Annotated in this window: 22 protein-coding genes and 1 pseudogene; 13 read left to right on the top strand and 10 right to left on the bottom strand. The window is 57.0% G+C overall.

Going from position 1 to position 20,940, the window contains the following annotated elements; genetic code table 11:
- Window positions 1-48 precede the first annotated feature (48 nt).
- A complete protein-coding gene (locus Abci_RS04060; RefSeq protein WP_048837845.1) occupies window positions 49-939 on the bottom strand; it encodes a 3'-5' exonuclease in 891 nt (296 codons plus the stop codon).
- An 82-nt stretch (window positions 940-1,021) separates the two neighbouring features.
- On the opposite strand from Abci_RS04060, the gene Abci_RS04055 reads away from it, so the two are divergent.
- The gene (locus Abci_RS04055; RefSeq protein ID WP_048837942.1) at window positions 1,022-1,354 is read left to right on the top strand and encodes a hypothetical protein; all 333 of its coding nucleotides are present in this window, start codon (window positions 1,022-1,024) and stop codon (window positions 1,352-1,354) included.
- A gap of 430 nt (window positions 1,355-1,784) precedes the next feature.
- Here the strand turns inward: Abci_RS04055 and Abci_RS14145 are convergent, their stop codons facing one another.
- Together Abci_RS14145 and Abci_RS14140 are read right to left on the bottom strand one after the other, a co-directional pair.
- Window positions 1,785-2,402, bottom strand: a complete 618-nt coding sequence (locus Abci_RS14145) for a hypothetical protein (RefSeq protein WP_052944762.1) — start codon at window positions 2,400-2,402, stop codon at window positions 1,785-1,787.
- A gap of 33 nt (window positions 2,403-2,435) precedes the next feature.
- Entirely contained in the window at window positions 2,436-2,690 is a 255-nt protein-coding gene (locus Abci_RS14140) for a DUF6538 domain-containing protein (protein ID WP_052944761.1), read from the bottom strand.
- Between the two features lie 208 nt (window positions 2,691-2,898).
- Here Abci_RS14140 and Abci_RS04045 point away from each other — a divergent pair, with 208 nt between their 5' ends.
- The 7 genes from Abci_RS04045 (at window position 2,899) to Abci_RS04015 (ending at window position 8,593) form a co-directional block, all read left to right on the top strand.
- Window positions 2,899-3,300: a nucleotidyltransferase substrate binding protein gene (locus tag Abci_RS04045; RefSeq protein WP_020944509.1), complete on the top strand. Its 402-nt coding sequence runs from the start codon at window positions 2,899-2,901 to the stop codon at window positions 3,298-3,300.
- Complete coding sequence (locus tag Abci_RS04040; RefSeq protein WP_048837844.1) at window positions 3,297-3,635, top strand: nucleotidyltransferase family protein; 339 nt, start codon at window positions 3,297-3,299, stop codon at window positions 3,633-3,635. The genes Abci_RS04045 and Abci_RS04040 overlap by 4 nt, the downstream gene beginning before the upstream one ends.
- A 290-nt stretch (window positions 3,636-3,925) precedes the next feature.
- Complete coding sequence (locus Abci_RS14135; protein ID WP_048837843.1) at window positions 3,926-4,276, top strand: plasmid mobilization protein; 351 nt, start codon at window positions 3,926-3,928, stop codon at window positions 4,274-4,276.
- Window positions 4,273-5,703 carry a hypothetical protein gene (locus Abci_RS04030; RefSeq protein ID WP_048837842.1) on the top strand — a complete coding sequence of 477 codons (1,431 nt, stop codon included), beginning with the start codon at window positions 4,273-4,275 and terminating at the stop codon, window positions 5,701-5,703. The genes Abci_RS14135 and Abci_RS04030 overlap by 4 nt, the downstream gene beginning before the upstream one ends.
- 400 nt (window positions 5,704-6,103) lie before the next feature.
- Window positions 6,104-6,577 (top strand): Cys-tRNA(Pro) deacylase, encoded by a 474-nt coding sequence (gene ybaK / locus Abci_RS04025; RefSeq protein ID WP_048837841.1) that lies wholly within the window; start codon window positions 6,104-6,106, stop codon window positions 6,575-6,577.
- Between the two features lie 509 nt (window positions 6,578-7,086).
- Window positions 7,087-7,233 carry a hypothetical protein gene (locus Abci_RS04020; protein ID WP_181015810.1) on the top strand — a complete coding sequence of 49 codons (147 nt, stop codon included), beginning with the start codon at window positions 7,087-7,089 and terminating at the stop codon, window positions 7,231-7,233.
- 22 nt (window positions 7,234-7,255) lie between these two features.
- Window positions 7,256-8,593, top strand: a complete 1,338-nt coding sequence (locus Abci_RS04015; protein ID WP_219810299.1) for a reverse transcriptase domain-containing protein — start codon at window positions 7,256-7,258, stop codon at window positions 8,591-8,593.
- A 77-nt stretch (window positions 8,594-8,670) separates the two neighbouring features.
- Here the strand turns inward: Abci_RS04015 and Abci_RS04010 are convergent, their stop codons facing one another.
- The 5 genes from Abci_RS04010 to Abci_RS03990 form a co-directional block, all read right to left on the bottom strand.
- Window positions 8,671-11,649 carry a Tn3 family transposase gene (locus Abci_RS04010; RefSeq protein ID WP_040133502.1) on the bottom strand — a complete coding sequence of 993 codons (2,979 nt, stop codon included), beginning with the start codon at window positions 11,647-11,649 and terminating at the stop codon, window positions 8,671-8,673.
- Window positions 11,650-11,653: 4 nt separating this feature from the next.
- Window positions 11,654-12,238 (bottom strand): recombinase family protein, encoded by a 585-nt coding sequence (locus tag Abci_RS04005; protein WP_040133501.1) that lies wholly within the window; start codon window positions 12,236-12,238, stop codon window positions 11,654-11,656.
- Between the two features lie 270 nt (window positions 12,239-12,508).
- Window positions 12,509-12,910 carry an ester cyclase gene (locus Abci_RS04000; protein WP_048837840.1) on the bottom strand — a complete coding sequence of 134 codons (402 nt, stop codon included), beginning with the start codon at window positions 12,908-12,910 and terminating at the stop codon, window positions 12,509-12,511.
- 11 nt (window positions 12,911-12,921) lie between these two features.
- Window positions 12,922-13,692: an MBL fold metallo-hydrolase gene (locus Abci_RS03995; RefSeq protein WP_040133497.1), complete on the bottom strand. Its 771-nt coding sequence runs from the start codon at window positions 13,690-13,692 to the stop codon at window positions 12,922-12,924.
- Window positions 13,693-13,746: 54 nt separating this feature from the next.
- Window positions 13,747-14,325, bottom strand: coding sequence for a TetR/AcrR family transcriptional regulator (locus tag Abci_RS03990; RefSeq protein ID WP_040133494.1), 579 nt, complete (start codon window positions 14,323-14,325; stop codon window positions 13,747-13,749).
- A gap of 952 nt (window positions 14,326-15,277) precedes the next feature.
- Between Abci_RS03990 and Abci_RS03985 the strand changes: the two genes are divergently transcribed.
- The 5 genes from Abci_RS03985 (at window position 15,278) to Abci_RS03965 (ending at window position 18,597) form a co-directional block, all read left to right on the top strand.
- Window positions 15,278-15,511 (top strand): metallophosphoesterase family protein, encoded by a 234-nt coding sequence (locus Abci_RS03985; protein ID WP_048837839.1) that lies wholly within the window; start codon window positions 15,278-15,280, stop codon window positions 15,509-15,511.
- 189 nt (window positions 15,512-15,700) lie between these two features.
- Entirely contained in the window at window positions 15,701-16,015 is a 315-nt protein-coding gene (locus tag Abci_RS03980) for a metallophosphoesterase family protein (protein WP_052944760.1), read from the top strand.
- 104 nt (window positions 16,016-16,119) lie between these two features.
- Entirely contained in the window at window positions 16,120-17,085 is a 966-nt protein-coding gene (locus Abci_RS03975) for a DUF2167 domain-containing protein (RefSeq protein ID WP_158319773.1), read from the top strand.
- A gap of 34 nt (window positions 17,086-17,119) precedes the next feature.
- Window positions 17,120-17,695 (top strand): J domain-containing protein, encoded by a 576-nt coding sequence (locus Abci_RS03970; RefSeq protein WP_146806902.1) that lies wholly within the window; start codon window positions 17,120-17,122, stop codon window positions 17,693-17,695.
- 74 nt (window positions 17,696-17,769) lie between these two features.
- Window positions 17,770-18,597, top strand: coding sequence for a hypothetical protein (locus Abci_RS03965; protein WP_048837836.1), 828 nt, complete (start codon window positions 17,770-17,772; stop codon window positions 18,595-18,597).
- A gap of 80 nt (window positions 18,598-18,677) precedes the next feature.
- Here the strand turns inward: Abci_RS03965 and Abci_RS03960 are convergent.
- Both Abci_RS03960 and Abci_RS03955 read right to left on the bottom strand, forming a co-directional pair.
- Window positions 18,678-18,934, bottom strand: a pseudogene (locus Abci_RS03960) (integrase core domain-containing protein); the annotation flags it as partial.
- A gap of 196 nt (window positions 18,935-19,130) precedes the next feature.
- Window positions 19,131-20,759 carry a tyrosine-type recombinase/integrase gene (locus tag Abci_RS03955; RefSeq protein ID WP_084597519.1) on the bottom strand — a complete coding sequence of 543 codons (1,629 nt, stop codon included), beginning with the start codon at window positions 20,757-20,759 and terminating at the stop codon, window positions 19,131-19,133.
- Between the last annotated feature and the right edge of the window lie 181 nt (window positions 20,760-20,940).

Genomic DNA, 20,940 nt, shown 5'->3' with positions numbered 1-20,940 from the left:
TGTTAGCATATCTAGGAATAAGGGAGATCAAGAAGGGCTGGGCTTGCTTCAGGCACGAGCCGAGAACCGATCCCATGCGGTAATTTCACGGGTGAGTAGGGCGATCTCACGAAGATAGATTTCCGTTTTCAGGAAATGCAGTTCGTCTTCTTTTTGGGCTTGTGGCACTTCCGTAAACCAAGCTTTGGGGCGGCCATCTGTGCCGTCATTCCAGCGGTAGCCACGCGCCTTGAGCTTATCTTTAAGGTCAAAGGGGGCATTCTCCGCCCAGATCTGCCAGCGGGGTTGCCGCGCTTCCTGAAGCAGGGCGGACAGGGCTGGGGTCAGTGTTTTAGGCAAACGTGTGGTGAGTAAGGTAACGCCAGCCAGACAATCATCAGCCGCTCGGTGTCCATCAAAAAACCACCCGGCCTGCATGACCAGATAGCCAAGGCTGCGCCCCTCAAAGCCTTCTGCCTGCCAGGGCACATCTTCCATGGAACAGGCCCAGGGCAGTGTTGAAAACCCTTCCCAGAAGCGTTCGGCAAACAGCCTGTCAAAGCGGGCGTTATGGGCCACAATGAGGGCTGCCTGTGCCGCGAACTGAGCGATCTCTTCAGGGGCTATGGTTTTACCTGCAACCATCTCCTGTGTAATGCCGGTAAGGGCGGTAATTTCGGGAGGGATGGGTTGGGAAGGCTCTCTCAGACGATTGAAGGCTGGTAAGGTGCCGAGAATGCGGCCGTCCAGCGTATAGACAAAGGGCACCATCCCGAATTCGATGATCTCATGACAGACCGGGTCGAGGCCAGTCGTTTCCAGATCCAGAAAAAGACCGACACGGGTCTGGTCACGCGGCACCAGCGTCTCTGCCGGAAGGGGCGCGATGCGACGTAACACCCGGTAAGCACCCGTGGCTTCCAAGGTGCGGGCCTGATCTTCCAGAGGCGCGTGTTTCACAGAAGTTCTCCCTCAAAGCCTGGTGTGATAGACAGGAGACAGTCGGTTACAGGCTATGACAGCATTAGAAGGGAAAAGTCTCATGCGAAAAGCCGGTTTTATCCTTGCGACAACTCTTGGCCTTTTAGGGCCAGTTAGTGGCTTTGCCCAGTCTTCTGGGGACTGGCTGCCACAGTCGGGTGTGAAATCCCCCAATAGTCCCTTGGCAGTTCCCACAACGTTGAAGCCACTTTCTATGTCTTTGACTGGATTATTGAACAAGGGTTTTAAGGTCATCAGCACAACGGACTATTCGGGGCAAGGTGTTCTTGTAACAGTGGTGGGGCGTAAGCAGACGGTGTTGTGTGTGTTAACTGCACCTAATCCCCAGACAGATCAGAATGTGCCGACCTCACGCTGTTGGGCTTTGAATTAAGAGACTGATTTGACGTCACAAATTCATTGAAAAGAGGCGTCAGGTTGGGCGATGGGGAAAGGCATCTGCCTTTTTTGACGAATTTGCTGCGAACGGGCACGATACGGGTGTCGGCTAATGTATTGGGAGGCCATTCCCGGATCTTGCCATCGCACTCGCCCAGACGCATGCCGGTATAAAGAGCAATGCGCACAATGCCCCGATAGGTGCCGTTCCGGGAAAACTTGGCCCGGCCATTTTAATATCAGGAGTGTTCTCAGTTCGTCTTCTGACCAGGCTCTGCGATTGGTCTTTTGTGTTAAATCAAAACACCAGTTGGCCCAAGGGTTTTGGGGGCGAGGTCTCGCAGGACCAGTTCGCTCCAGATCGCAGACATGCGCGAGAAATGGTTTTTGATGGTCTTGCCGGAGACGAGTCCTTCTCCATTGTCTCAGCCTCTCTGACAGCATCCCGAAGGGGGGAGGGTGACCGTACCATTGCCATGGGTGGTCGGGAGGCCAGAGAGAAAGTCGTAAAATTCTCCAATCACGTCGCCGGTGATCTGATGAACTGGGATATCTCCGAAGGCTTCGGTGAAGAGGGCTACGGTCTTGCCGGTTCCTTTGATGGTGCCAGCACTTTTGGATGGCACTGAGAAGACAAATTTGTCCGCCGCCGTCGACAGTTTCATGCTGCGCGGTTGTTTGGACGAGGATTTCTGCCCATCGGGTTTATCTTCATTGTGAGGCAGGCTGTTCTGGATCAGGCCACAAAGCGTGGTGATCTGGTTTTGTAAGCCCTGTTTTTCGGTGACAGCCCAGACTTCCCGTTTTTCGAGGGTGTGCCTGAGTTGTCCCAATCCCTTCAGAAGGCCTTCCATGTGAGGCAGGATCGTATTGAGGAAGGTTGATTGCTTGGTGACCAGATCGGCTTTTTCAATGAGATGCTGGGCGCGCTCGGCTTCGAGCACTTTCTCGCTACTCTCTTCCTGAGCTTTCAGAGCGGCCTCGTAGCTTTCAGTGAGGTCGCGATAGAGGGCCAGAAGGCCGTCTTTGGTGGGGTGTTGCATCTTGCCTGCTCTGAAAAGCTGTCCCGTCTTGGCTTACAGGGCAGCTGCACGTTCACGGGCGATCAGTTTATCAGAGGTATGGAGGACAAGTGAAATCTCGGTTTTGCCCAACAGAGGGCGGAGCAGTGCTGGGACGATGCGGCGGAAGTGATAACGAGGCTCTCCTGTGCGTCGGGACGGGATGGCGCGGAGCATGAAGTTTTCCCATTGTAGGAAAATTTCCTCTCGGACAAAATACCTATGTTTTTCAACAACTTGTGGTGCGAACTGCGGGACTCGAACCTTCATAGTCCTGCACTGTCCCGCAGTTAACCTCTTGAAAAGACGAACAAAGTGTTCTGCCGTCACCTTCGGGGTTGAATTTCTGGTAGGCATTTTGGTTGAACATTATGGGAAGGTCAAGCCGGGCAAGGGGCCGCATTCACGGTGTTGCGGAGTGCGGGAATACGGTATGACTGCGTGACACTATGAAGCGTAGCAGAGGGTAAAGAGCAGCATGTTGTATCTCACGCCATTGGAACGAGCTCTTGACCGCTTGAAAGAAGGCTGGGTGCGACACGAGGCTGAACCAACGGATGAACAGCTACGCGATGGTCTGATACAGCGCTTTGAATTTACCTATGAACTTAGCCACAAAACCCTGAAGCGGTTTTTGGAACAGAACGCGGCCTCACCTGAAGAATATGACCGGATGGGATTTCCCGACCTTATTCGCTCCGCCAATGAAGCCGGTCTTCTAAAAGGGTCTTGGGCTGAGTGGAGCGTTTATCGGAAGATGCGCAATTTAACGAGCCATACCTATAACGAGATAACGGCACGGCAGGTTGTGGCGGGTATCCCTGACTTTATAGAGGAGGCTGCATTCTTGTTGCAGGTCCTAAAAGAACGCACCGCATGACTTCTGCTTTGGTTCTTTCCCCAGAAGAGAAACTCACCGTCACCACTCTTCTCAAAGAGTTTGTGCCAGACAAAGAGGTCTGGGTGTTTGGTTCCAGAGCAAAAGGAACTGCCAAGCCATATTCAGATTTGGACCTTGCTGTTATTGGCGAAGAGCCGCTTCCTTTACTGGTGCGTGTCGGTTTGGAAGAGGCTTTTTCTTCCTCTCTGCTACCTTGGAAAGTCGATGTGCTGGACTGGGCAACAACCGATGCAGTCTTTCGTGACCTGATTCAGAAAGACCATATTGTTATTCAAACATCTTTAGAAAATATCCGCTCAAACAGCGTTCCTTGAGGGCTTCCTTTCTCTGTCGTCCCTCGTTTAACAGCCTTCTGAAAATACCTTTTAAAGTGAGGCTGTTGAGAACTCATCAAGAGCTAAAAGGCCTTTTCCGCGGCTAGAGCCTGCCATGGGTTGAGAGGCGTCACATTCCCAGCCCGGTCACTTGCAGAAAAGTTGGTTACCTTAAAGCCAGCCGTGCAAACCAGCGGACACGTTGGTCTCGCTAGTTTGCAAACTGGTCAGGGGGAAAGCGTTGCTTTCCCCCGTGAACCCCCTTTTCTGTGGTGAAGGAGTGCCTTGCCATGTCTGTCAGACAATCCCCCAAAACCCATGGCCGGTGCCATGATATGCGTCTCCGCCTGTCGGATACGGAACATGCTGTTTTAAAGCGTGCGGCCTGTGCCGCTGGTGTCACCTGTTCGTCATGGCTGCGCTCTGTGATGCTGGCGGTTATTGCCACAAAAGGTCGACATGATGCTCTTGTTGTTGCCTTGCAGGACGTGGCGCATCAGCTCTCAGCCATTGGTAATAATTTGAATCAGATAGCCCATGTTTTAAACGGGGGCCGCAGTGCTGATGTTGGGCAAACCCTTCTGGCCGTCGATAATGCCACGGCTCATGTCCGTTCTTTGCTACGGGAGATACGGGTATGATTATCAAAACCTCTCGTATCACAGCAGAAAGCACGCACCGTCATTTATACCGCCACTTGATGCGGACGGACGAGAATGAAGAGGTCAGAATAGTGCAGGGCAGGGAATTCGCCCTTGCAGAGGCGGTCAAAGATGCTCGTCACGCCAAACGGCGCTACGGCTTGCGTCACGTTATCCTCAGCCCGGAACAGGCGACATCCCCTGAGACATTTCAGAAGATAGTGACACTCTACCAAAGTGAATTTGGGGCTGACCCACCCTTGATGATTGTGGAGCACCAGAAAAAGCGGGCTGATGGTCAAAGCTATGACCGGCACTGGCATGTGGTGTTTGCTGAAACCCTCGCTAACGGACGCAGTCTGGACTCCCGCTTTATCCGTATCAGGAACGAAAAGGTGGCCCGGTTTACGGAACTGGCCTTTGGTCACCCTCTGACATCAGGCAAGCATAATGATGCGGTCATCAGAGCGCTGGAAGCCTCTACCAATCCCCATATGCAGAGGGCCGCCACGGACTTCAAGCGGGCCTTTTGGGGAGAAGCCAATACGCCTCAAGCAACCTTTACGGATAAGGCGCATCAGGTCACGAAGCGCAAAGCAGGGAAATCAGTGTTACCTTCCATGCGGGCGCACTTGCGCAAGCGATGGCAGGAAGAGGGGCAGGTGTTGCTGTCCTTTATCGAACGGGTGGCTGAGGAGGGGTATCTGCTTCGTGAAGGGGATAAGCCTGACGTCTGGCTGATTGGTCAAAACGGAGGTGCTCATCTTGCTTTGCATCGTGTGCTAGGGCTGAAGAAAAAAGAGCTGGTTGCCTTGTTGTCGGATGCCAATAGGCCTGTTCCCTTATCTCCGCCTCGTTTGACGGTACAATCTGTCAAAGCGAACAAGCCACCCCCAATAGCCGTACCACCGGACTATGCCCAAAAGCTTGAAGTATTAAGACAATGTATTCGGCCCAGGTGGAAACGGTCTGAGTGTCGGGCGGAACTCATTGCCTTGCCCTACCAAAACAGGGTGCGACGGCTGGAAAACAGCACGCTGGGAGAGATGCTGGAGCGGCTGCTGGCAGCCCTTATCGCCCGAATGCTGAAGGCACTGTTTGGGTTATCCATAGAGGTGCCACCCATAACAGCAGACGAAGCGAGGGAACGGATTTCAAAGGCGTGCGCGGAGGTGGCCCATTTACGGCAGCAGGACGTGCAGGAGCATTTTGCGTCACCAGAAGTGCAGGCAGCCTTGAGAGAGCGTAGGCTTTTGAAGCAGCGCCTGGTGTCAGACAACCCGGTAACGCGGCAGGCGATACAGGCCGGAGCATGGGGGGAGGCAATGATGAGTCTAAGAGGCGAGCCGCGTGTGCCAGTTCACTCTATGCCAAAATTACCGCTGCTGGAGACGGTCTCTGTAGGTTCTGGCCTTGCGGGGGCCTGAACTGGTTTTGCTGTCAAACATCTTCATGGTTATGGTCGGCCCTCTCGTCAGGCATTAAAGAGTTCTTAATAGTGCTTCGCATAACGGACATAATCAGGACTGAACGGCTCTGGGTTTGCCGGAGAGTAAAACTTTCGGCGGATGAGCCCTATGATAGAGCAGAAGACATCGCGTTATTCGCCTAAGTTCAGTGGGGCGCAGCGCGCTCCTGTCGATGATCGCGGCAGGGCATGGCGTGTCGGTGTTTGTCGAGGACAGCATGGCGGCAAATGCCGTAAAAATCGTTTTTCTGCCGATTGCCGATGAAAGCGAAATGATCCCATTCTCCGCTGTGTGGTCTTCCCGTAACCGCAGCCCCTCGCTTCGCAATTTGCTTGATCTGATACTATGAGTGGAAACCATGTCCAAAAGCACACCAGCAACCCAAGCCCTCTCGGACGCAGGCGTTTCGTTCGCTCTTGTCACCTATGACTATGATCCCGATGCCGAACGCGCAGGACTACAAGCGGCTGAAGCCATGGGCGTGGTTCCTTCGGAGGTCTTCAAGACGCTGATGGCGGAGCTTGATGGCAGGCCGGTCTGCGCCATCCTGCCATCGGACGAGGAAGCGAACATGAAGAAACTGGCGGCAGCGCTCGGTGGCAAATCGGCGCACATGATGAAGCCCGCCGATGCCGAGCGTCTTACCGGCTACAAGATCGGCGGTATTAGCCCGCTGGGCCAGCGCAAAAGCGTTCCAACGGTTCTTGATGAAGTGGCGACGCTCCATGACGAGATTTTTCTGAATGGCGGACGACGCGGCCTGCAAATCCGCATTCGCCCCGCTGACCTAATTGGGATCTTGAATTGCATAACCGCTGATCTGGTTCGCTGACACGCTGGACAGCCCGCTTCAGGAACCCCCTGCGATTTGGCGGACCATATCAGCCGGAGTGCGGGTGCAGTGTCGCGACAACCCGCCCTATTTGCCATGGAAAATCATAAGGTTTATCTGCCCTAAAAACAGCGCGGAAGCCGACCTTCAGCTTGCCCCCCTGAACTGCCTGTCCGCTCAAGAAACGTGAAGCGGACAGGCGGCAGACGCCCTCAGGTCGGACATGTGGGATCTGTGCTAGCTTTTCGGATAGCGGACACGAATCATTCACAGACTATCAGCCGGAAGTGGATGCTCGCTCCGGCAATTGGGATTAGCCGCGCTTCGCAGAGAGCTACCTTTGCACAGCTCCTTACCGAGGGGCCGGTCGCAACCCGATGCACTCATCTAATTATACCAAAGACAAAAATCTTCAGTTAGCCATTTTGAAATCCCCAAAGTATTTTTTTCGGCTTCCCTTGAAGTAGCAAGATCGGCTCACCATTAAATTAACCATGTCCATGGTTTCCATGACGTATGACGTGAAGCTGGACCTATCCATGCGGATCGTGCGCCAGGGAGACCTCGCCAAGGTGGCTGTTGCTGCTGAGGTGTCTGTCGTCGCGGCCATGCCGTGCGCAGAGGATGGGTGTCCGTCAACGGTCGGGATTGTATGAGCGGAGGACCCGAACGAAGAACATGGTGAAAACATTATTTGAAGAAGTCAGAAGCGAACAAAACATTTTCTCAGCGTGGCGTCACGTCAAGCGTAGCGCTCTGATCTCCGGTAACGCCGATATTCGCGGCAAAGCCTCGGAGTTCGAGCATGCTCACCAGCGCCACCTTAGGCGCATCATCAATCAACTGCGCACAGGCAAATTCTCTTTCGATCCTGTCGAAGGCGTCTTGAAAGACAAGCGCAAGCGCCATGCAGCAGGTAAAGACCCACGGCCTATCGCAATATCTACTATCCAGAACCGTGTCGTTCAGCGGGCAATCCTACAGGTTCTACAGCCAAGGCACGCACGCGACTTACGCGATCCAGATACACGATATGAGACCGTTTGTGACGACAGACTGGGCCGCATCAACGACGTCAACCGATCCAAATATGGCGTTGGAGGATTGATCTACCCTCATGGCGGCGTTCGCCCCGCCATCGAGACAATCAGGACCGCGATTGATGGCGGCGCGAAATTCTACTTCCAGTCCGACATTCGGTCCTTCTTCACCAAAATTCCGACAAACAAAGTGATTGACTTTGTTCGGCATGAAACCAACGACAACACATTCGTTGAGCTGTTCGCCAAGGCACTTGAGGTCCACTTGGGAAATGAAGATGAGCTTGTTGGTTACACGCACCTATTTCCGAAAGGCGGTATCGGCGTTGCTCAAGGGTCCTCTCTTTCGGCCTTTGCGGGGAACGTGTTGCTGTACGACATGGACCAGAAGCTGAATACCATGGGCGTAACGGCGGTTAGATACATCGACGACATTCTCATGGTCGGTGCTAACATAGCAGTCATCGACGCCGCCAAAGCTTACACCGAGACAACCCTGACAGACTTTGGTTTCGGCCTCTACACGCCAGCAGACGGTCCTGACAAAGCAGCGCAAGGAGAGTGCAGCAAGTCCATCAATTTCCTTGGCTGCACTATTCAGCCGAAGCGATGCGTTCCTAGTAATAAATCTCTCGACAATATGAAGGAAGTCGTTCGAGAGACGCTCGCAACTTCGAGGGCCGCGATCAAAGACGCGCTCACAAAAGGCACCACTCTGAATTCCAAGCATTCGCAGAGTGCTACCCTAGACTCCCTAAGTAAGCGAATTTACGGATGGCAAAAATCCTTCGCCTTCTGCAACCAACGTCAACCCTTCGAACACCTCGACGAATACATTTCAAAACAGGTCTCGGGCTACCACGGTGCGATCGTCCGGCAACTCGGGAAGGCCAACGATGGGATAAAGGCGATGATACTTGGTGTCCCCTCAACCTCAGCAATGTTTGATCTTGCACAAGACAAAAAATCAAAATAGGCAGTGTGTTCCTCAACTGTTACTAGTCCTGATCCCACCAGGTCGGGGACGTCACATAAAACGGGCACAGATATACGCTAAGCATTTTGGGCATCGGAAACGCCGATCTTTTGGCGCAGCGGCCGCAGCGTTCCGCCCGTTGTGCTGGCGTCCGTCCAGAGGTAGTCGCCCGTAAGATTGATGTGCTGCCAACCCAGCGGCGACAAGTGCTGGAGCAAGTCGGGCGGGATTTGTTTCCCATGTCGCTCCAGATGGCGCAGTACCGCCTCCATGTAGGTCGTGTTCCACAGGACAATGGCTCCGGCGACCAGATTGAGGGCGCTTGCCCGGTGTCCCTGGGCCTGAATCCCATGGTCGCGAATCCGGCCGGTGCGGTGAAAGAAGATCGCCCGCTTGAGGGCGTTCTGCGCCTCGCCCTTGTTCAGCTCACGTGTGGCGCGGCGCCGTTCTTCCGGCTTTTCGATCCAATCGAGGGTGAAAAGCGTCCGTTCGACCCGACCGACCTCGCGCAGCGCCAGGGCCAGACCGTTGGCGCGCGGATAGGAGCCGAGGCGCTCGAGCATCGTGGACGCACTCGTGACGCCGGTCCGGATCGACGTCGCAAGGCGGACAATATCTTCCCAGTGACTGGCAATAAGCTGCTCATCGATGGCTTGCGCGGCCAGCGGGGCGATGGCCGGACCGGGCCGCGCATCACGAAAGAGATGGAGCCGCCGCGCGGCGATGTTCGGAATCCGCGGTGCGAACTGAAAGCCCAGCAGATGGCACAGCGCGAAAACGTGATCGGACACGCCGCCGCCGTCGGTGTGATGACGTTCGATCGCCAGTTCGGCACCGTGATGCAACAGGCCGTCAAGGACGTGCGCAGCCTCACTCGCGCCGGCGGAAATCACCTTGGCGTGAAATGGCGCATAGCGATCCGAAACATGGGTGTAGAAGGAAACTGATGGTTCGCTGCCCTTGTGCGGATTGACGGCACCGGTCGCCTGGGCGCGGCGATCGAGCGGAAAATTTTGGCCATCGGAACTCGACGCATTGCCGGCGCCGAACGCGTTTGAAAGTGGCAGGCGATGCTGGGCATCGACCAACATCGCCAAGGCAGCGCCGTAGCTATCTTCGCGCAAATGCCAGGCTGCAAGCCAACCGAGTTGGCGCTGGCTCACCAGATCGCAGGCCTCGGCCATGCGGGCGTGCCCAAGATTGGTGGCATCGGCAAGCACTGCGGTCAGGACGGCACGGGGATCATCGTGCATTCGGCCGGTTGTGAGATGGGTGAAGCATTTCGAAAAACCGGTCCAGCGGTCAACCTCCGCCAACAGGTCAGTAATGCGGATAGTCGGCAGATGGCTATACAAGGGCGCAAGGGCCATTTCAGCTTCGTCTGGCGTGACGGCCCGAAGCGGCGATATCCGCAGCTTGCCGCCCGAGAGACGTACATCTTCGAGTGCATCGGCCGCTGCCTTTGCATCGACCTCGGCCAGTCTCTGGGTGAGCAGGGCCTTGCGTTCCGCTAGCCAAGTCGCGGCGGTTTCGGCGACCGGGATGGGCAGTGGCCCCGCCGCCCGCATGGCAGCGAACACAGGCGCGGAAATAAGCTGCTGCTCAACCGCTCTATATCGCCGGCTGCCCTCGACCCACATGTCGCCGGCGCGCAGCCGGTCTCGCAATTCGGTAAGAACACAGAATTCGAAGATGCGACGGTCAAGACCGGCTCGGTCGATCCGCCGACGCCAGGCGGGGCGCACGAAGCCGAGCGGGACACCCACGGGCAATTTGCGCAGCCGCCCACTGCCCAGATCGCGCATCGTAGCGATGTCACGAGCAAGGCCCGAGCAGGCAGGAACTGCGCCGAAGGTGAAGCTGGCGACAAAGGCCGGACCGATCTGACGGAGGATCGGAAGGTTGGATCGCGCAAGCTCGACAGGATCGAGCGGATCGGGACGCACAAGTTGCCTAGCCTCCGCGATTTCGGAGCCGAGGTCATCCCACCCGATTATCTCTGCAATGGCGCCGAAAGGATCCGAGCCGTTTGCCCTTGCGTCGATGATCGCGGTTCCGAGGCGGGCCAGCAGGCGGATTTTGCCGTTGATGGTGCGCTTGTCGCGTTTCAACGCCGCCTCTTCCCGGCGTTCGGCGCGCCGGAACATCTGTCCGATCAGTCGTTCGAACATTACCACGGCATCGTCGGTCAGGGCCACCTGCATTTCGATGACGGTGGCGACCAGAACAGCCCGACGACGGATCGGGTTCAGGACGGAAAGATGTTGCGCGGTAAGCCGGACGCCCTGCTGGTTGAGAAGGCGCAGCCGCTCGGGATGGACCGGGGCCACGACTTCAGGGGCCAGGCCAATTGCGCGGATTACGGACAACCGCTCAAGAATCGCCGCGAAGGAACGGCGCCCAGGCCTGCCGGGCGGTTGGCGAATCCACGCAAGAGTGCTGATCCGGCCTTCATCGTACTGCAGCAACAGCGAATCCAGCAGGCCGCATTGTGCCGAGGTCAGATGGCCCGTCAGCAAGTCGCCCACTTTCCGCTCGGCATCGAGCAGGGCCTTGCTCACCATACGTTCCAGGGATGTGATGCCGGGCACGATTATCCGCCGTCTCCGGAATTCCTCCATCAAGATCCGCGCCAGATCGATTCCGCCGGTCATGGTGAGGGCGATCGGCAGGAGCCAGGCCTGCAGTTCAGCCTGGATCGGACGGCTCAATTGGCGGAAACCGAATACCTCGCGCAGCGTGTCGAGTTGCTCGTACCGGGTGGGGCCGCGCGTGGCATAGCCTGCAAGTAGGTCCGGCGCGATGCCGAGCTGATCCCCGACGAACCTGAGAGGAGCATCGGGAATGAATTCGCCGGGCTTCAGCAGCCGGCCGGGATATCGCAAAGCGCAGAGCTGAAGTGCAAAACCGAGACGGTTGTGGGGACGCCTTCGGCTTGTGATGGCGCGCAGATCGTCGGCACCGAGCGTCCAATACCGCACCAGGTCGGCTTCGTTTTCGGGCAAGGCGAACAACTCGGCATGTTGCGCCTCGGTCAGGACAGAACGGCGGGGCATCTGCTCAGGCCTTGGCTGGCCCCGTCCAGCCAATCCGATCGAGCGTGCCGATGAGGGTAGATCGGGGCACCTTAAAGGACCGGCACACTGACGCCTTGCTTGCACCAGCATTGAGTGCATCCGTGATCTGCTCGATCGTTTCCGCGTCGATGCTAGGTGGACGCCCCCCGTGCCGACCGCGCCGCCGAGCTGCGGCCAAACCCGCCATCACCCGTTCGCGCGTGAGCGCGCGTTCATATTGAGCAAGCGCGCCGAAAAACGAAAACAGCAATTCTCCATGGGGCGTCGACGTGTCCATCTGCTCCGTAAGTGATCGGAACGCCACGCCCCGGTCTTTCAGGTCGGTAATGATCGTCAGAAGGTTGGCCAGGGATCGCCCGAGGCGGTCGAGCTTCCAAACGATCAGCGTGTCGCCATGCTTCAGGTATTCCAGGCAAGCCTTCAACCCGGGGCGATCGTCCCGGGCGCCCGATGCTTTGTCGGAAAAGAGATGGCGCTCATCGACGCCGGCGGCGATGAGAGCATCGCGCTGCAGGTCGACAGACTGGCGATCGTCGACCGATGAGACACGCATGTACCCGATGAGCATGTGCGACAAACCTCTAAATTGATGTTGTCGCACACTAGATCAAAGCGACAGGGTTTGTCGTGCATAATCGGCCATCGTCATCGGGTTGCAGTCTGTTCGCGCCGCCGCCTGTCGACAAACATGTGATTTCCGCCAGGGTGGCTAGGCAGCTCCCGACAAAAATAGGAGGTTCCCTGGGCGTGTACGAATGTGAAATCGGCCATCCGCCAGTTCAGCCCATGAATGCGGCAGGACCGATGCAGCAGGACGTCCCGCTGCATCGGCGTCCGTTCAGGCAAGCTGGTTGCGAATATCCATGCGGTCGAAGTGCGCCCGCTTTTCGATGATCTTGCCGTCCTTCAGAGTCAGCAACATCAGCAACGAAAAGCGAAGCTTCTTCCCGGTCGCCGAGACTCCTTGATGCAGTCCGCTGTGAATGCCTTGGAAGACGAGATAGGCGGCGACCTTGTCGCCTTCGGCGATCAATTCGACAATGGGCATGGTCCAGTCGTCGAAGGCGTCGAAATTCTGCTTCTCCGACGCCACGAACCCTTCGACCCCGTGATGAGGCGTGTCCATCTGATGGTAGAACTTGAGGTCGGAGTGGCAATATTGCGCGAGAAGGTCGAATTCCCGGCGGTTGATCGCGTCGTAGAATGCCTGGACGACGGCCTTGTTTGCTTCGGTGGTCATAATCTGTCCTTTCAGAATGAATAGGCTTCGCCGTCGGCCGGCACGAGCACGCGGTCGGCAAGATCGTGCTCCGCGACGAAGGCATTGAGCTCGGCGCGCGTCAGCACGGCGTGGTTGACGGCCTCGAGATGGCTCGCGATCACGGTCGCGAAGGGCGCGGCATCATGGGCGCGCTTCACGTCTTCCTTGCCCATGATGATCGGATCGAGCCCCGGAATCTGCGCGTCGCCGGCATTGAGGATGATGATGTCGGGCCGCGCGTCGGCCAGGACCTCCTCGACCGACGCGTTCCAGACGGTGTCGCCGGCAAGGTAGAGCGTCTTCTCGCCTTCGGCCGTGAACAGCACGCCGCAGACCTCGCCGAGCACTTCCCCGGCGGCGGCCATGGTCGCGTCCGATCCGTGCTGGCCGGCGGTGCGGGTCAGGCTGACGTTCTTGAAGCCGGGTTCGTCGGCCAGGTTGCGGACGTCCGCGAAGCCTTGGCTGCGGAACAGTTCGGCGTCCGCCTCGTCCCGCGCGAAGAGCGGCAGGTGCTTGGGCACGAGAGCGACCGCAGCCTCGTCCCAGTGATCGGGATGGCTATGAGTGACGATGACTGCATCGACATCGAGAATCTCGCTCATCGGCGTGGCGAGTTCGACCCGCGGATTGCGGATGTGGCTGTTCATCGTGCCCTCGAAGCCCGGATAGGTATCTTTCGCCGCGAGATAGGGATCGATGAGGAAGCGCTGGCCGCCGTAATCGATGCGCAGCGTGGCGTTCCGGATCTGTCTGACTTGCATTTTACGTCTCCTTGTTGAGGACCAATTGGTCCAAAATGATCAAAAAAAGGGGGCTCAGCTATCGAGCAGGATTTCGATCTGCCTGATTGCGGTCCGCAGGAAATCGCCGTCGGCGAACGAGCGCGCCATCACCTGCATCCCGGGGAAGAGGATGGTCAGCAGCCGCGCGAGTTCGTTGGGCGGCCGCCGGGTCGCGACCGAGCCGTCCGTCTGACCGCGGGCAATCGCGGTGGCCAGAATGGTTTCGATGGTCGCGAAGTCCTGCCGCACCCGCTCCCGCACCTCGGGGTCATGCGGGGCGAGTTCGACGGCCTCGTTGATGCTCATGCACCCTTCGAACCCCTCCGCCCGGGCATCCTCGACGATCTTCTCGAAAAAGGCCAGAATGCCCGCGCGGGCATTGCCGTCACCGGTCACGCGCCGCATTTCTGCCTCCCGCTCGGCCCGATAGTTGTCGAAGGCGGACAGCATGAGCTCGTGCTTGCTGCCGAACGTCGCATAGAGACTGCTCTTGCTCAGCCCGGTCGCAGCCAACAGATCGCTGAGCGAGGTCGCCACGAAACCCTTCTGCCAGAAGAGCTTCATGGCTTTGTTCAAGACCTGCTGCTTGTCGAACTCTTGCGGCCTGGCCACGATCGTTATCCCTGCAATGGCATGCTGTGGGAGGGTGTATAGTCATTTAGGACCGTTTAGTCCAGAAAAATATTCCGCTATGTTTCAGTCAGTTACGAAATTTCGATTATTGACCTGGCTCGCTCGTTGTTAGGCTAGGCTCGAACGGTCTGAAAACGTGGTTAAAACGAAACCTGACACTTAGGGTCACGGTCGCGACCAACGGCTTTATCGCAGAGCAGGTCATTTGCGGTCTTGCGCGGCAAACAGGTGTTTTCCGACGCCTTCAAGCCTTAGCGTATATCTGTGCCCCTTTTATGTGACGCCCCCAGGTCGTCACCTAGACCCGAAACGTCGGATTGCCGCCGACAGGTTCAAGCAGGCACGCAGCCGCGGAAGTATGATTTTATCTGGATTTAAGAGCTGCTCTAAATAAAATTGATTCAGACTTTTCCTTTTCCATTTCGTAATAACTACTATTTGCCACTCTCACGGTCGGCGCTGCCTGACATTCAAGCTCAGCGAATTCGACAGCTTCGGACTATTGGCCCCTCCGAACGTCTTGCATGCAAATGTCAGCTTTTTGATGTTTCCTTCTCAACAGCCGACATTCCGGTTCCCCCCCTGATCGGCCTGTCTGCTCAATGATACAGGAGCAGACAGGCAGCAGTCGCCCTCTTTGCGGACGTGAGGCATATCATTTCCCGTTTCGCAAAGCGGACGTGTCCACAGCTCGCCTTGCATTTTATCTACGCGAACTGGAAAATTTCAAACGGCGAACGTTACGAGACATCCAGCCTGACCTTGGCCGCCAGTCCCCCCAGCAATGCCCTTTGCAGAACCAAAGACCCGCCATGAAGCTCGCAAAGCTCGCGCGAGATGGGATCCAGTGAGATGGCGAGGCCCAACCCCCATGGCGAGGGCGCGTCCGCCGTGATGCCGCCCGATTTGCGCGCCGGGCGGTGACAACGGCGTGCCTGAGGTTCTTAAGGCCGCCATCGTCATGGTCGCGGGCAATCATGAGCATTACGGCATCGGCATGGATGTCGACCGCGGCATCGGTGTTATGCGCAGGGATGCGGCGCGCCAATCCAGGCGTATGGGCCGCCCCGTCATCGTGCTCGAGGACGAGACCGCCGTTGTTGATGTGCGCGGGACGCCGGTCCGGGTGCTGGGTTCGACGCTCTGGACGGATTTCAGGTTGTAAGAGCGTCCGAAATTCCATGGACGCCTCGTCGAACGCGCACTTAACGACAGCAGGTTTATCCAGGGCGTCGACTGGGCCACCGACGGGCCTGGCGGGTTTATTGCGTCCGAGGCCGCGTGCCGCCATGAGGACAGCCGTGCGTTTCTCGCACGCGAACTCGGTGCGGCGCATGCCGGTCCGACGATTGTCGTGAGCCGCCAATTGGCGTCCCTGCGCGGCATTGCCGCCCGATACAGAGACGACCCGGTCAATGCCGGCTTCGCCTCGAACCGCGACGACCTCCTAGCCATGGGGGCCGCGCTCTGGGCCTGCGGACATACGCATTTCGGGCATCATCAGTATCGCGATGCCTCCGGCACGCTCGTGGTCTGCAACCCTGTGGGATACCTGAGGCGTGGCGGTCGGGAAAATCCGGCTTTAAATCCGCGGCTTGTCGTCGACATCGCCCTGTCGAAAGACGGGACCTGGTGGTTCTCGGTGTCCGAGGCAGACATCTCCATTTGAGGGGGAAACGGGAGAGGCACTTGCTGGTCATTACGAAATCGACGTGATAGGGACGTGACATTGTAAGAAACAGTTCTCGGAGTAATGGGATGGCTTGCAGGGTGGTGGGTTTTTCGATTGCTCGACGGCTTTATTTACGTCACTTATTCCTGACTGCCGTGGTTCTGGTCGGCGCCTTGTCTTCAGCACCGGCGCAGGCGCAGGCCCAGGACTCAACGCCGTCATCCGACCAGTCACCCGCGCCGGACAGTCCGGCGGTAAAGATAGCGGCCAAGCACTGGCTTACGGGGCCGAGCCAGCTGCGGCTGGCCGGCATGGCCAGCCTCCCCATTCCCGCCGGATACGCCGCACTTACATCGCCCGACGCCAATGATTTCATTGCGCTAGAGGGCAATCCCCGACCCGATGGCCAGATTTATATTCTGAAGCCCCTGGCGGACAGCAAGAGCTGGTTCGCGGTCCTAGACTACAACGATGTCGGTCACGTCAAGGATGACGAATCTATCGACGCAGACGCCCTTCTGGCAAACGAGCGGACTCACAGCGAGGCGGAAGACAAGGTTCGGGCCGAGAAGGGGCTACCGCTCCTTCCGTTGCAGGGCTGGGAACTCCGACCCGAGTTCAACACATACACGAAGCGTCTGGAGTGGGCATACCGGTTCGGTTCGGGTAACGACATCACGGACAACCTCAACACCCGCTTCTTGACCAGGACCGGCTACTTCCGGGCTATCGTCGTGACGTCCCCGCAGAGCTTCGCATCCGACATCCAGGATTTCAATACCGTCATGGGGGGGCTGTCTCTCGATACTGGCAGTCGTTACAGCGCATATCAGTCCGGCGACAAGCTGGCCAAATACGGGCTTATGGGGCTCATTGGCGGCGGCGCGGCGGCGGTCGCGGTGAAGACGGGTCTCTTGGCCGCCTTGCTGGCAGGCATTGCGAAAGTCGCAGGCGCGCTGGGCATCAAGGCAGCCTTCGTGGCGATTGTTGGTGCGGTCGTCGCGGTGCTTGCGCGTGTGAAGAAAGCCATTTTCGGGAGCAGCAAGAAGACCGGGGACGGTCAGTGACGCGAGATTGCACCAAGTTTATGGGGTGGGCGTCATGATTGGGACTGCCATTCTGTCCATTGCCGCCTTGGCCGTCTGCGCCGTCATCGGATATGTGGTTGTCTCGCGTATTCTTGGTTTCGTGACGAGGCTGCTCAGGCCTTCCGTGGCGACCCAGGGGAAGGCCAGGACGGGCCAGGCGGGCCCGAACCAGCAGGCCCACGATGAGGCCGCCCGCGCCGAGAATGCGCGCCGCCAGGAAGAAGCGCGACGGCATGAATGGGACGCGGCCGAGGAAAGGCGCCGTCAGGGAAAGGCGAATGCCGACGAAGCCGCGAGCAAGAAGCGTGACGAGCAGGCCCGCAGGGAGCAGGAAAGAAGGGAACGCCAAGAGCGCGAAGACGCCGCGCGCAACAAAACCAGGCGAGAACGTCGGCCATGGTACGTCGTCCTGGATGTTCGCGAGAACGCATCTGCTGTCGACATCAAGGCTGCCTATCGCCGCAAGATTTCGGATTATCACCCCGACAGAATGGCGAGCCTTGGTGATGATTTCAGGGCGCTGGCCGAAGAGCGCTCGAAGGAAATCAATGAGGCCTACCAGTTTATTCGTCAAAGTCGCGACGCCTGAGACAGCGGACCGATGAAATTCGTCCCTCAAATCCCGGTTCCCAGGAACGGCAGAACAGAAAGCAAAGGCGTCCCATGTCAGACACGCTGAAAATGACGGCAGAACCATCCGCGGCAAGAGCCGGCATGACGGCCCTGCTGGCTTTCGGCGTCCTGCTCGGGGCAATGCGATGCGTCTATGTCAACCCTGATCGCTATCTTCTCGTTGTCGCGGGCGTCTTCATGTCCTCGCTAATCTACTTTGTCGTATCGGCAATAAGGGGGGGAATCCTTTACGATATCATGAAAGGATTTCTGTTTGGTGCGGTAATATCCGTCATCGTAGAGGCGATACCGGTTCTTGATGTCGTACTGACCATTGCTTTCCTAGCTCTCGGATTTTTGGCTCTTTTTAATACCGTGAAAAACATGCTTGTCGAAATCATCCTGAGTTTCGGCATGTTCTTTACGCTGTCTCACATCCACATGATTGGAACGGGCGAGATTATAGCCGGGCCCCACGACCTAGAGTGCCTGGTGTCGGCCTTCTCGGTCCTGGCGCTCATCACCTGCGTCCGGGTCGGTCGCCGCGCTTCCGGCGTGCAGGAAGCGTTCCTTTTGTTGAGCCTGACGTTCCTATCGATACCGCTCGTCACGATTCTTCTCGTCTCGCTGGTGGCGTCTGCCCGGTCCTCGTCCAGAACAACGGTCGGCACGAAACGTGTCAGCGTGAAGCAAAATGTGTCCAGCCACATGCGCGCGCCGGCTTTCTCTTCGACGGGATTCAAAAGTATCTATGTCAGGGACTACACTAGGACGCTGACCAGAACTGTGGCGGTGACGGTCAACGGAGCCGGTCCCGGCATCATAGGCATGGGGGTGACCGGGGCGGTTTTAAGGAAGCTCAGCGGAAAGAAGAGGTGAGGCGGGTGTCCGTCGTCAGGACCTTTGGCATATTTCTTGGCATGAGATAGCGAAGAGCGGGTCTCGTCTGGAGGGTACGTTTAGGCGGCGATTGCGCAGTGTTGCAAGCGTCGATGAGCGATGTGTTCCGTTTGATCGTTTCGCGCTATTTGATTGTGGCTGAAGCCCGACCGAACCAAGGCGTCAGGTTGTTGAGGCGCTCGTGGTATTGCTGGTGGTTATAATGCTGGATGGATGCCTCGATCTGGCGTTCCAGATCCCCGGGTAGGAAGTAATTTTCCAGCAGGATGCGGTTTTTCAAGGTCTGGTGCCAGCGCTCGATCTTGCCCTGGGTCTGGCATTGGTCGGAAGCCGTCATGAACTTGAACGCTGCGAATGGCAGTTTCCGGTCAGGCCTTCCCGATAACCGACATTCCGTTCTCCCCCCTTAGCGAACGGATACCGTGAATTCAAAAAAACGTTTCAGTTTGCCCCCCCAACTAGAGCGGTTTTATCACTCATGGTTGAAGCTGTTTTGCTTCGGTTGAAAATAGTCAGAGCGGTGGGAGGGAGATATGGAAAGTCGGATACTCCAGAGCCTCCACGACCTGTTGCAGGTTCTGCACAGCAATGCCGCTGGTGTAGGTTGTGGTGCCCTGAGACCGATGGCTGGCTTCATGGCCCAGCAAGGTATCAATCCAGAGTTCTCTGATATTGCCACCTTGGTTCCGCAGTTTGGTCGAAACCGTATGCCGGAAAGAATGGAAGGTGACGCTTTCTGGCAGGCCAAGGCGTTTCTTGAATTTTGAAAAGGCTTGGGCAAAGTCCGTTCCGCGCCCTCGGGCGGAGGGGTTCAAGTCTGGGAACAGGTAATGTTCTCCCTCCTGCACAAGGTCGAGCACACCCCATTGCAAAAGATGGCTATGGATAGGAATAAGCCGCGTTCCGGCTGCTGTTTTCGGTGACCAGTTATCCTCCGGGTGAGGGCGAACATGGAAGCAAGGAATACCGTTCACGGTCACAATGTCCTGCGTGCGCAGATTGCAGAGTTCCCCAAGGCGCATGCCTGTATACAGGGCGATGGTAATAATCCCGACATAACTGCGTAAGGATGTTGTGGTGCTTGTCCAGCGTGCTGTGGAAAGCTGGGCCAGTTCGAGGTCTGTCCAGTCCCGGCGGTCAATCTTCTGGGTGACATCATAGCTCCATCCGGCCCAGGGATTACGGGTCACGATTTCGCGTTGCACCAAATGTCCCCAAAGGGCCGAGAGGCGGGAGAAATGGTTTTTGACCGTCTTGCCGCTGAGGGTTTCCAGCTCTTGCTCCTTGGCGCGCACAATCGCGTCGTGAATGCCAGGAGAGTTCTTATGTTTGCCATGCGTCGAGGGCAGGGCGAAGAGCATATCCCGGAACTCCCCGGCCACCCCGCCGGTAATCTGGTCAACAGGCTTGTCGCCAAAGGCTTCCACAAAAAGACCGATGGTCTTGCCGGTATCGCGAATAATGCCGGGGCTTTTGGTTTTATCACGGTAAATGAACTGCTCAGCCATTTCGGTGATGGTCGGCGCTGTCGTCTTCTTAGCGTTGGGTGTGGCTTTGTTGGGAGCCATGCGGGCTGAGGGCTCCGCCTGTACAGGCATGAAGGCGGCCTCCGTTTCCTGCGCTGAATTTTTGATAGACACCACGATGGCGCTTAGGTTGGCAATCTGCTCGCGCAGCATGGTTTTTTCTGTGGCGTTGCGTAGATAGTCCTTGGAGGCCGTGGCGTGCAGTTTTTTGAAGCCTGCCATCAGCCTGTCTATGCCGTCATTGGATATCTTAATAAACTCTTGCAATTGCTTCAGGCTATGCGCCTTGTCGAGGTAGAACCTTGCCTTTTCATAAGTGCGTTCGAGGCTCACTTTCTTTTCTTCAATAGCAATCATACGGTCTGTATCGCGTATGAGGTCCTCATAGTGGGCAAGAAGCTTTCTCAGTTCTTCTGGAGAGGCATCTTCGTACATGGCTTTGGCTTTACTAAAGAACAGTCCTGTTCTGGCATAAAGCCCGGCTGCACGTTCGCGTGCAACCCGTTTGCTGTTGGTCTGGAGAGAAAGGGAGATTTCCGTGCGGCCCAGCAGGGGCCGAAGGGTGTGGGGAATGGTACGACGGAAGTGGTAGTGTGAGCCAAGCAGACGGAGCATGTCGGTTCCCATTATGGGAAGGTGAACGGGACACGGTCCTTTTGTCCTGCTAAGCAGGCACTTTATTCAATATTTTCAAGAGGTTAGTGGTGCGAACTGCGGGACTCGAAAGTCAAGAATCCCGCAGTCGCCTAAATAACATACTGATATTAAAGACTTTTATAATCCTGACGTGAAGGAA

Source organism: Acetobacter cibinongensis (assembly GCF_000963925.1).
Lineage (GTDB): Bacteria > Pseudomonadota > Alphaproteobacteria > Acetobacterales > Acetobacteraceae > Acetobacter > Acetobacter cibinongensis.
The sequence above is the reverse complement of the archived record's forward strand: the minus strand, read 5'-3'. Positions and strand labels throughout refer to the sequence as shown.

What these genes read in the sequence shown, in the direction of transcription:
- Abci_RS04020 (WP_181015810.1), top strand. Translation starts at nt 7,087, where the DNA reads ATGACGTATGACGTGAAGCTGGACCTATCCATGCGGATCGTGCGCCAG.
- Abci_RS04045 (WP_020944509.1), top strand. Translation starts at nt 2,899, where the DNA reads ATGTTGTATCTCACGCCATTGGAACGAGCTCTTGACCGCTTGAAAGAA.
- Abci_RS14135 (WP_048837843.1), top strand. Translation starts at nt 3,926, where the DNA reads ATGTCTGTCAGACAATCCCCCAAAACCCATGGCCGGTGCCATGATATG.
- Abci_RS04040 (WP_048837844.1), top strand. Translation starts at nt 3,297, where the DNA reads ATGACTTCTGCTTTGGTTCTTTCCCCAGAAGAGAAACTCACCGTCACC.
- Abci_RS04055 (WP_048837942.1), top strand. Translation starts at nt 1,022, where the DNA reads ATGCGAAAAGCCGGTTTTATCCTTGCGACAACTCTTGGCCTTTTAGGG.
- Abci_RS04010 (WP_040133502.1), bottom strand. Translation starts at nt 11,649, where the DNA reads ATGCCCCGCCGTTCTGTCCTGACCGAGGCGCAACATGCCGAGTTGTTC.
- Abci_RS04005 (WP_040133501.1), bottom strand. Translation starts at nt 12,238, where the DNA reads ATGCTCATCGGGTACATGCGTGTCTCATCGGTCGACGATCGCCAGTCT.
- Abci_RS04015 (WP_219810299.1), top strand. Translation starts at nt 7,256, where the DNA reads ATGGTGAAAACATTATTTGAAGAAGTCAGAAGCGAACAAAACATTTTC.
- Abci_RS04030 (WP_048837842.1), top strand. Translation starts at nt 4,273, where the DNA reads ATGATTATCAAAACCTCTCGTATCACAGCAGAAAGCACGCACCGTCAT.
- Abci_RS03970 (WP_146806902.1), top strand. Translation starts at nt 17,120, where the DNA reads ATGATTGGGACTGCCATTCTGTCCATTGCCGCCTTGGCCGTCTGCGCC.
- Abci_RS04000 (WP_048837840.1), bottom strand. Translation starts at nt 12,910, where the DNA reads ATGACCACCGAAGCAAACAAGGCCGTCGTCCAGGCATTCTACGACGCG.
- Abci_RS03955 (WP_084597519.1), bottom strand. Translation starts at nt 20,759, where the DNA reads ATGCTCCGTCTGCTTGGCTCACACTACCACTTCCGTCGTACCATTCCC.
- Abci_RS14140 (WP_052944761.1), bottom strand. Translation starts at nt 2,690, where the DNA reads ATGAAGGTTCGAGTCCCGCAGTTCGCACCACAAGTTGTTGAAAAACAT.
- Abci_RS03965 (WP_048837836.1), top strand. Translation starts at nt 17,770, where the DNA reads ATGTCAGACACGCTGAAAATGACGGCAGAACCATCCGCGGCAAGAGCC.
- ybaK (WP_048837841.1), top strand. Translation starts at nt 6,104, where the DNA reads ATGTCCAAAAGCACACCAGCAACCCAAGCCCTCTCGGACGCAGGCGTT.
- Abci_RS14145 (WP_052944762.1), bottom strand. Translation starts at nt 2,402, where the DNA reads ATGCAACACCCCACCAAAGACGGCCTTCTGGCCCTCTATCGCGACCTC.
- Abci_RS03995 (WP_040133497.1), bottom strand. Translation starts at nt 13,692, where the DNA reads ATGCAAGTCAGACAGATCCGGAACGCCACGCTGCGCATCGATTACGGC.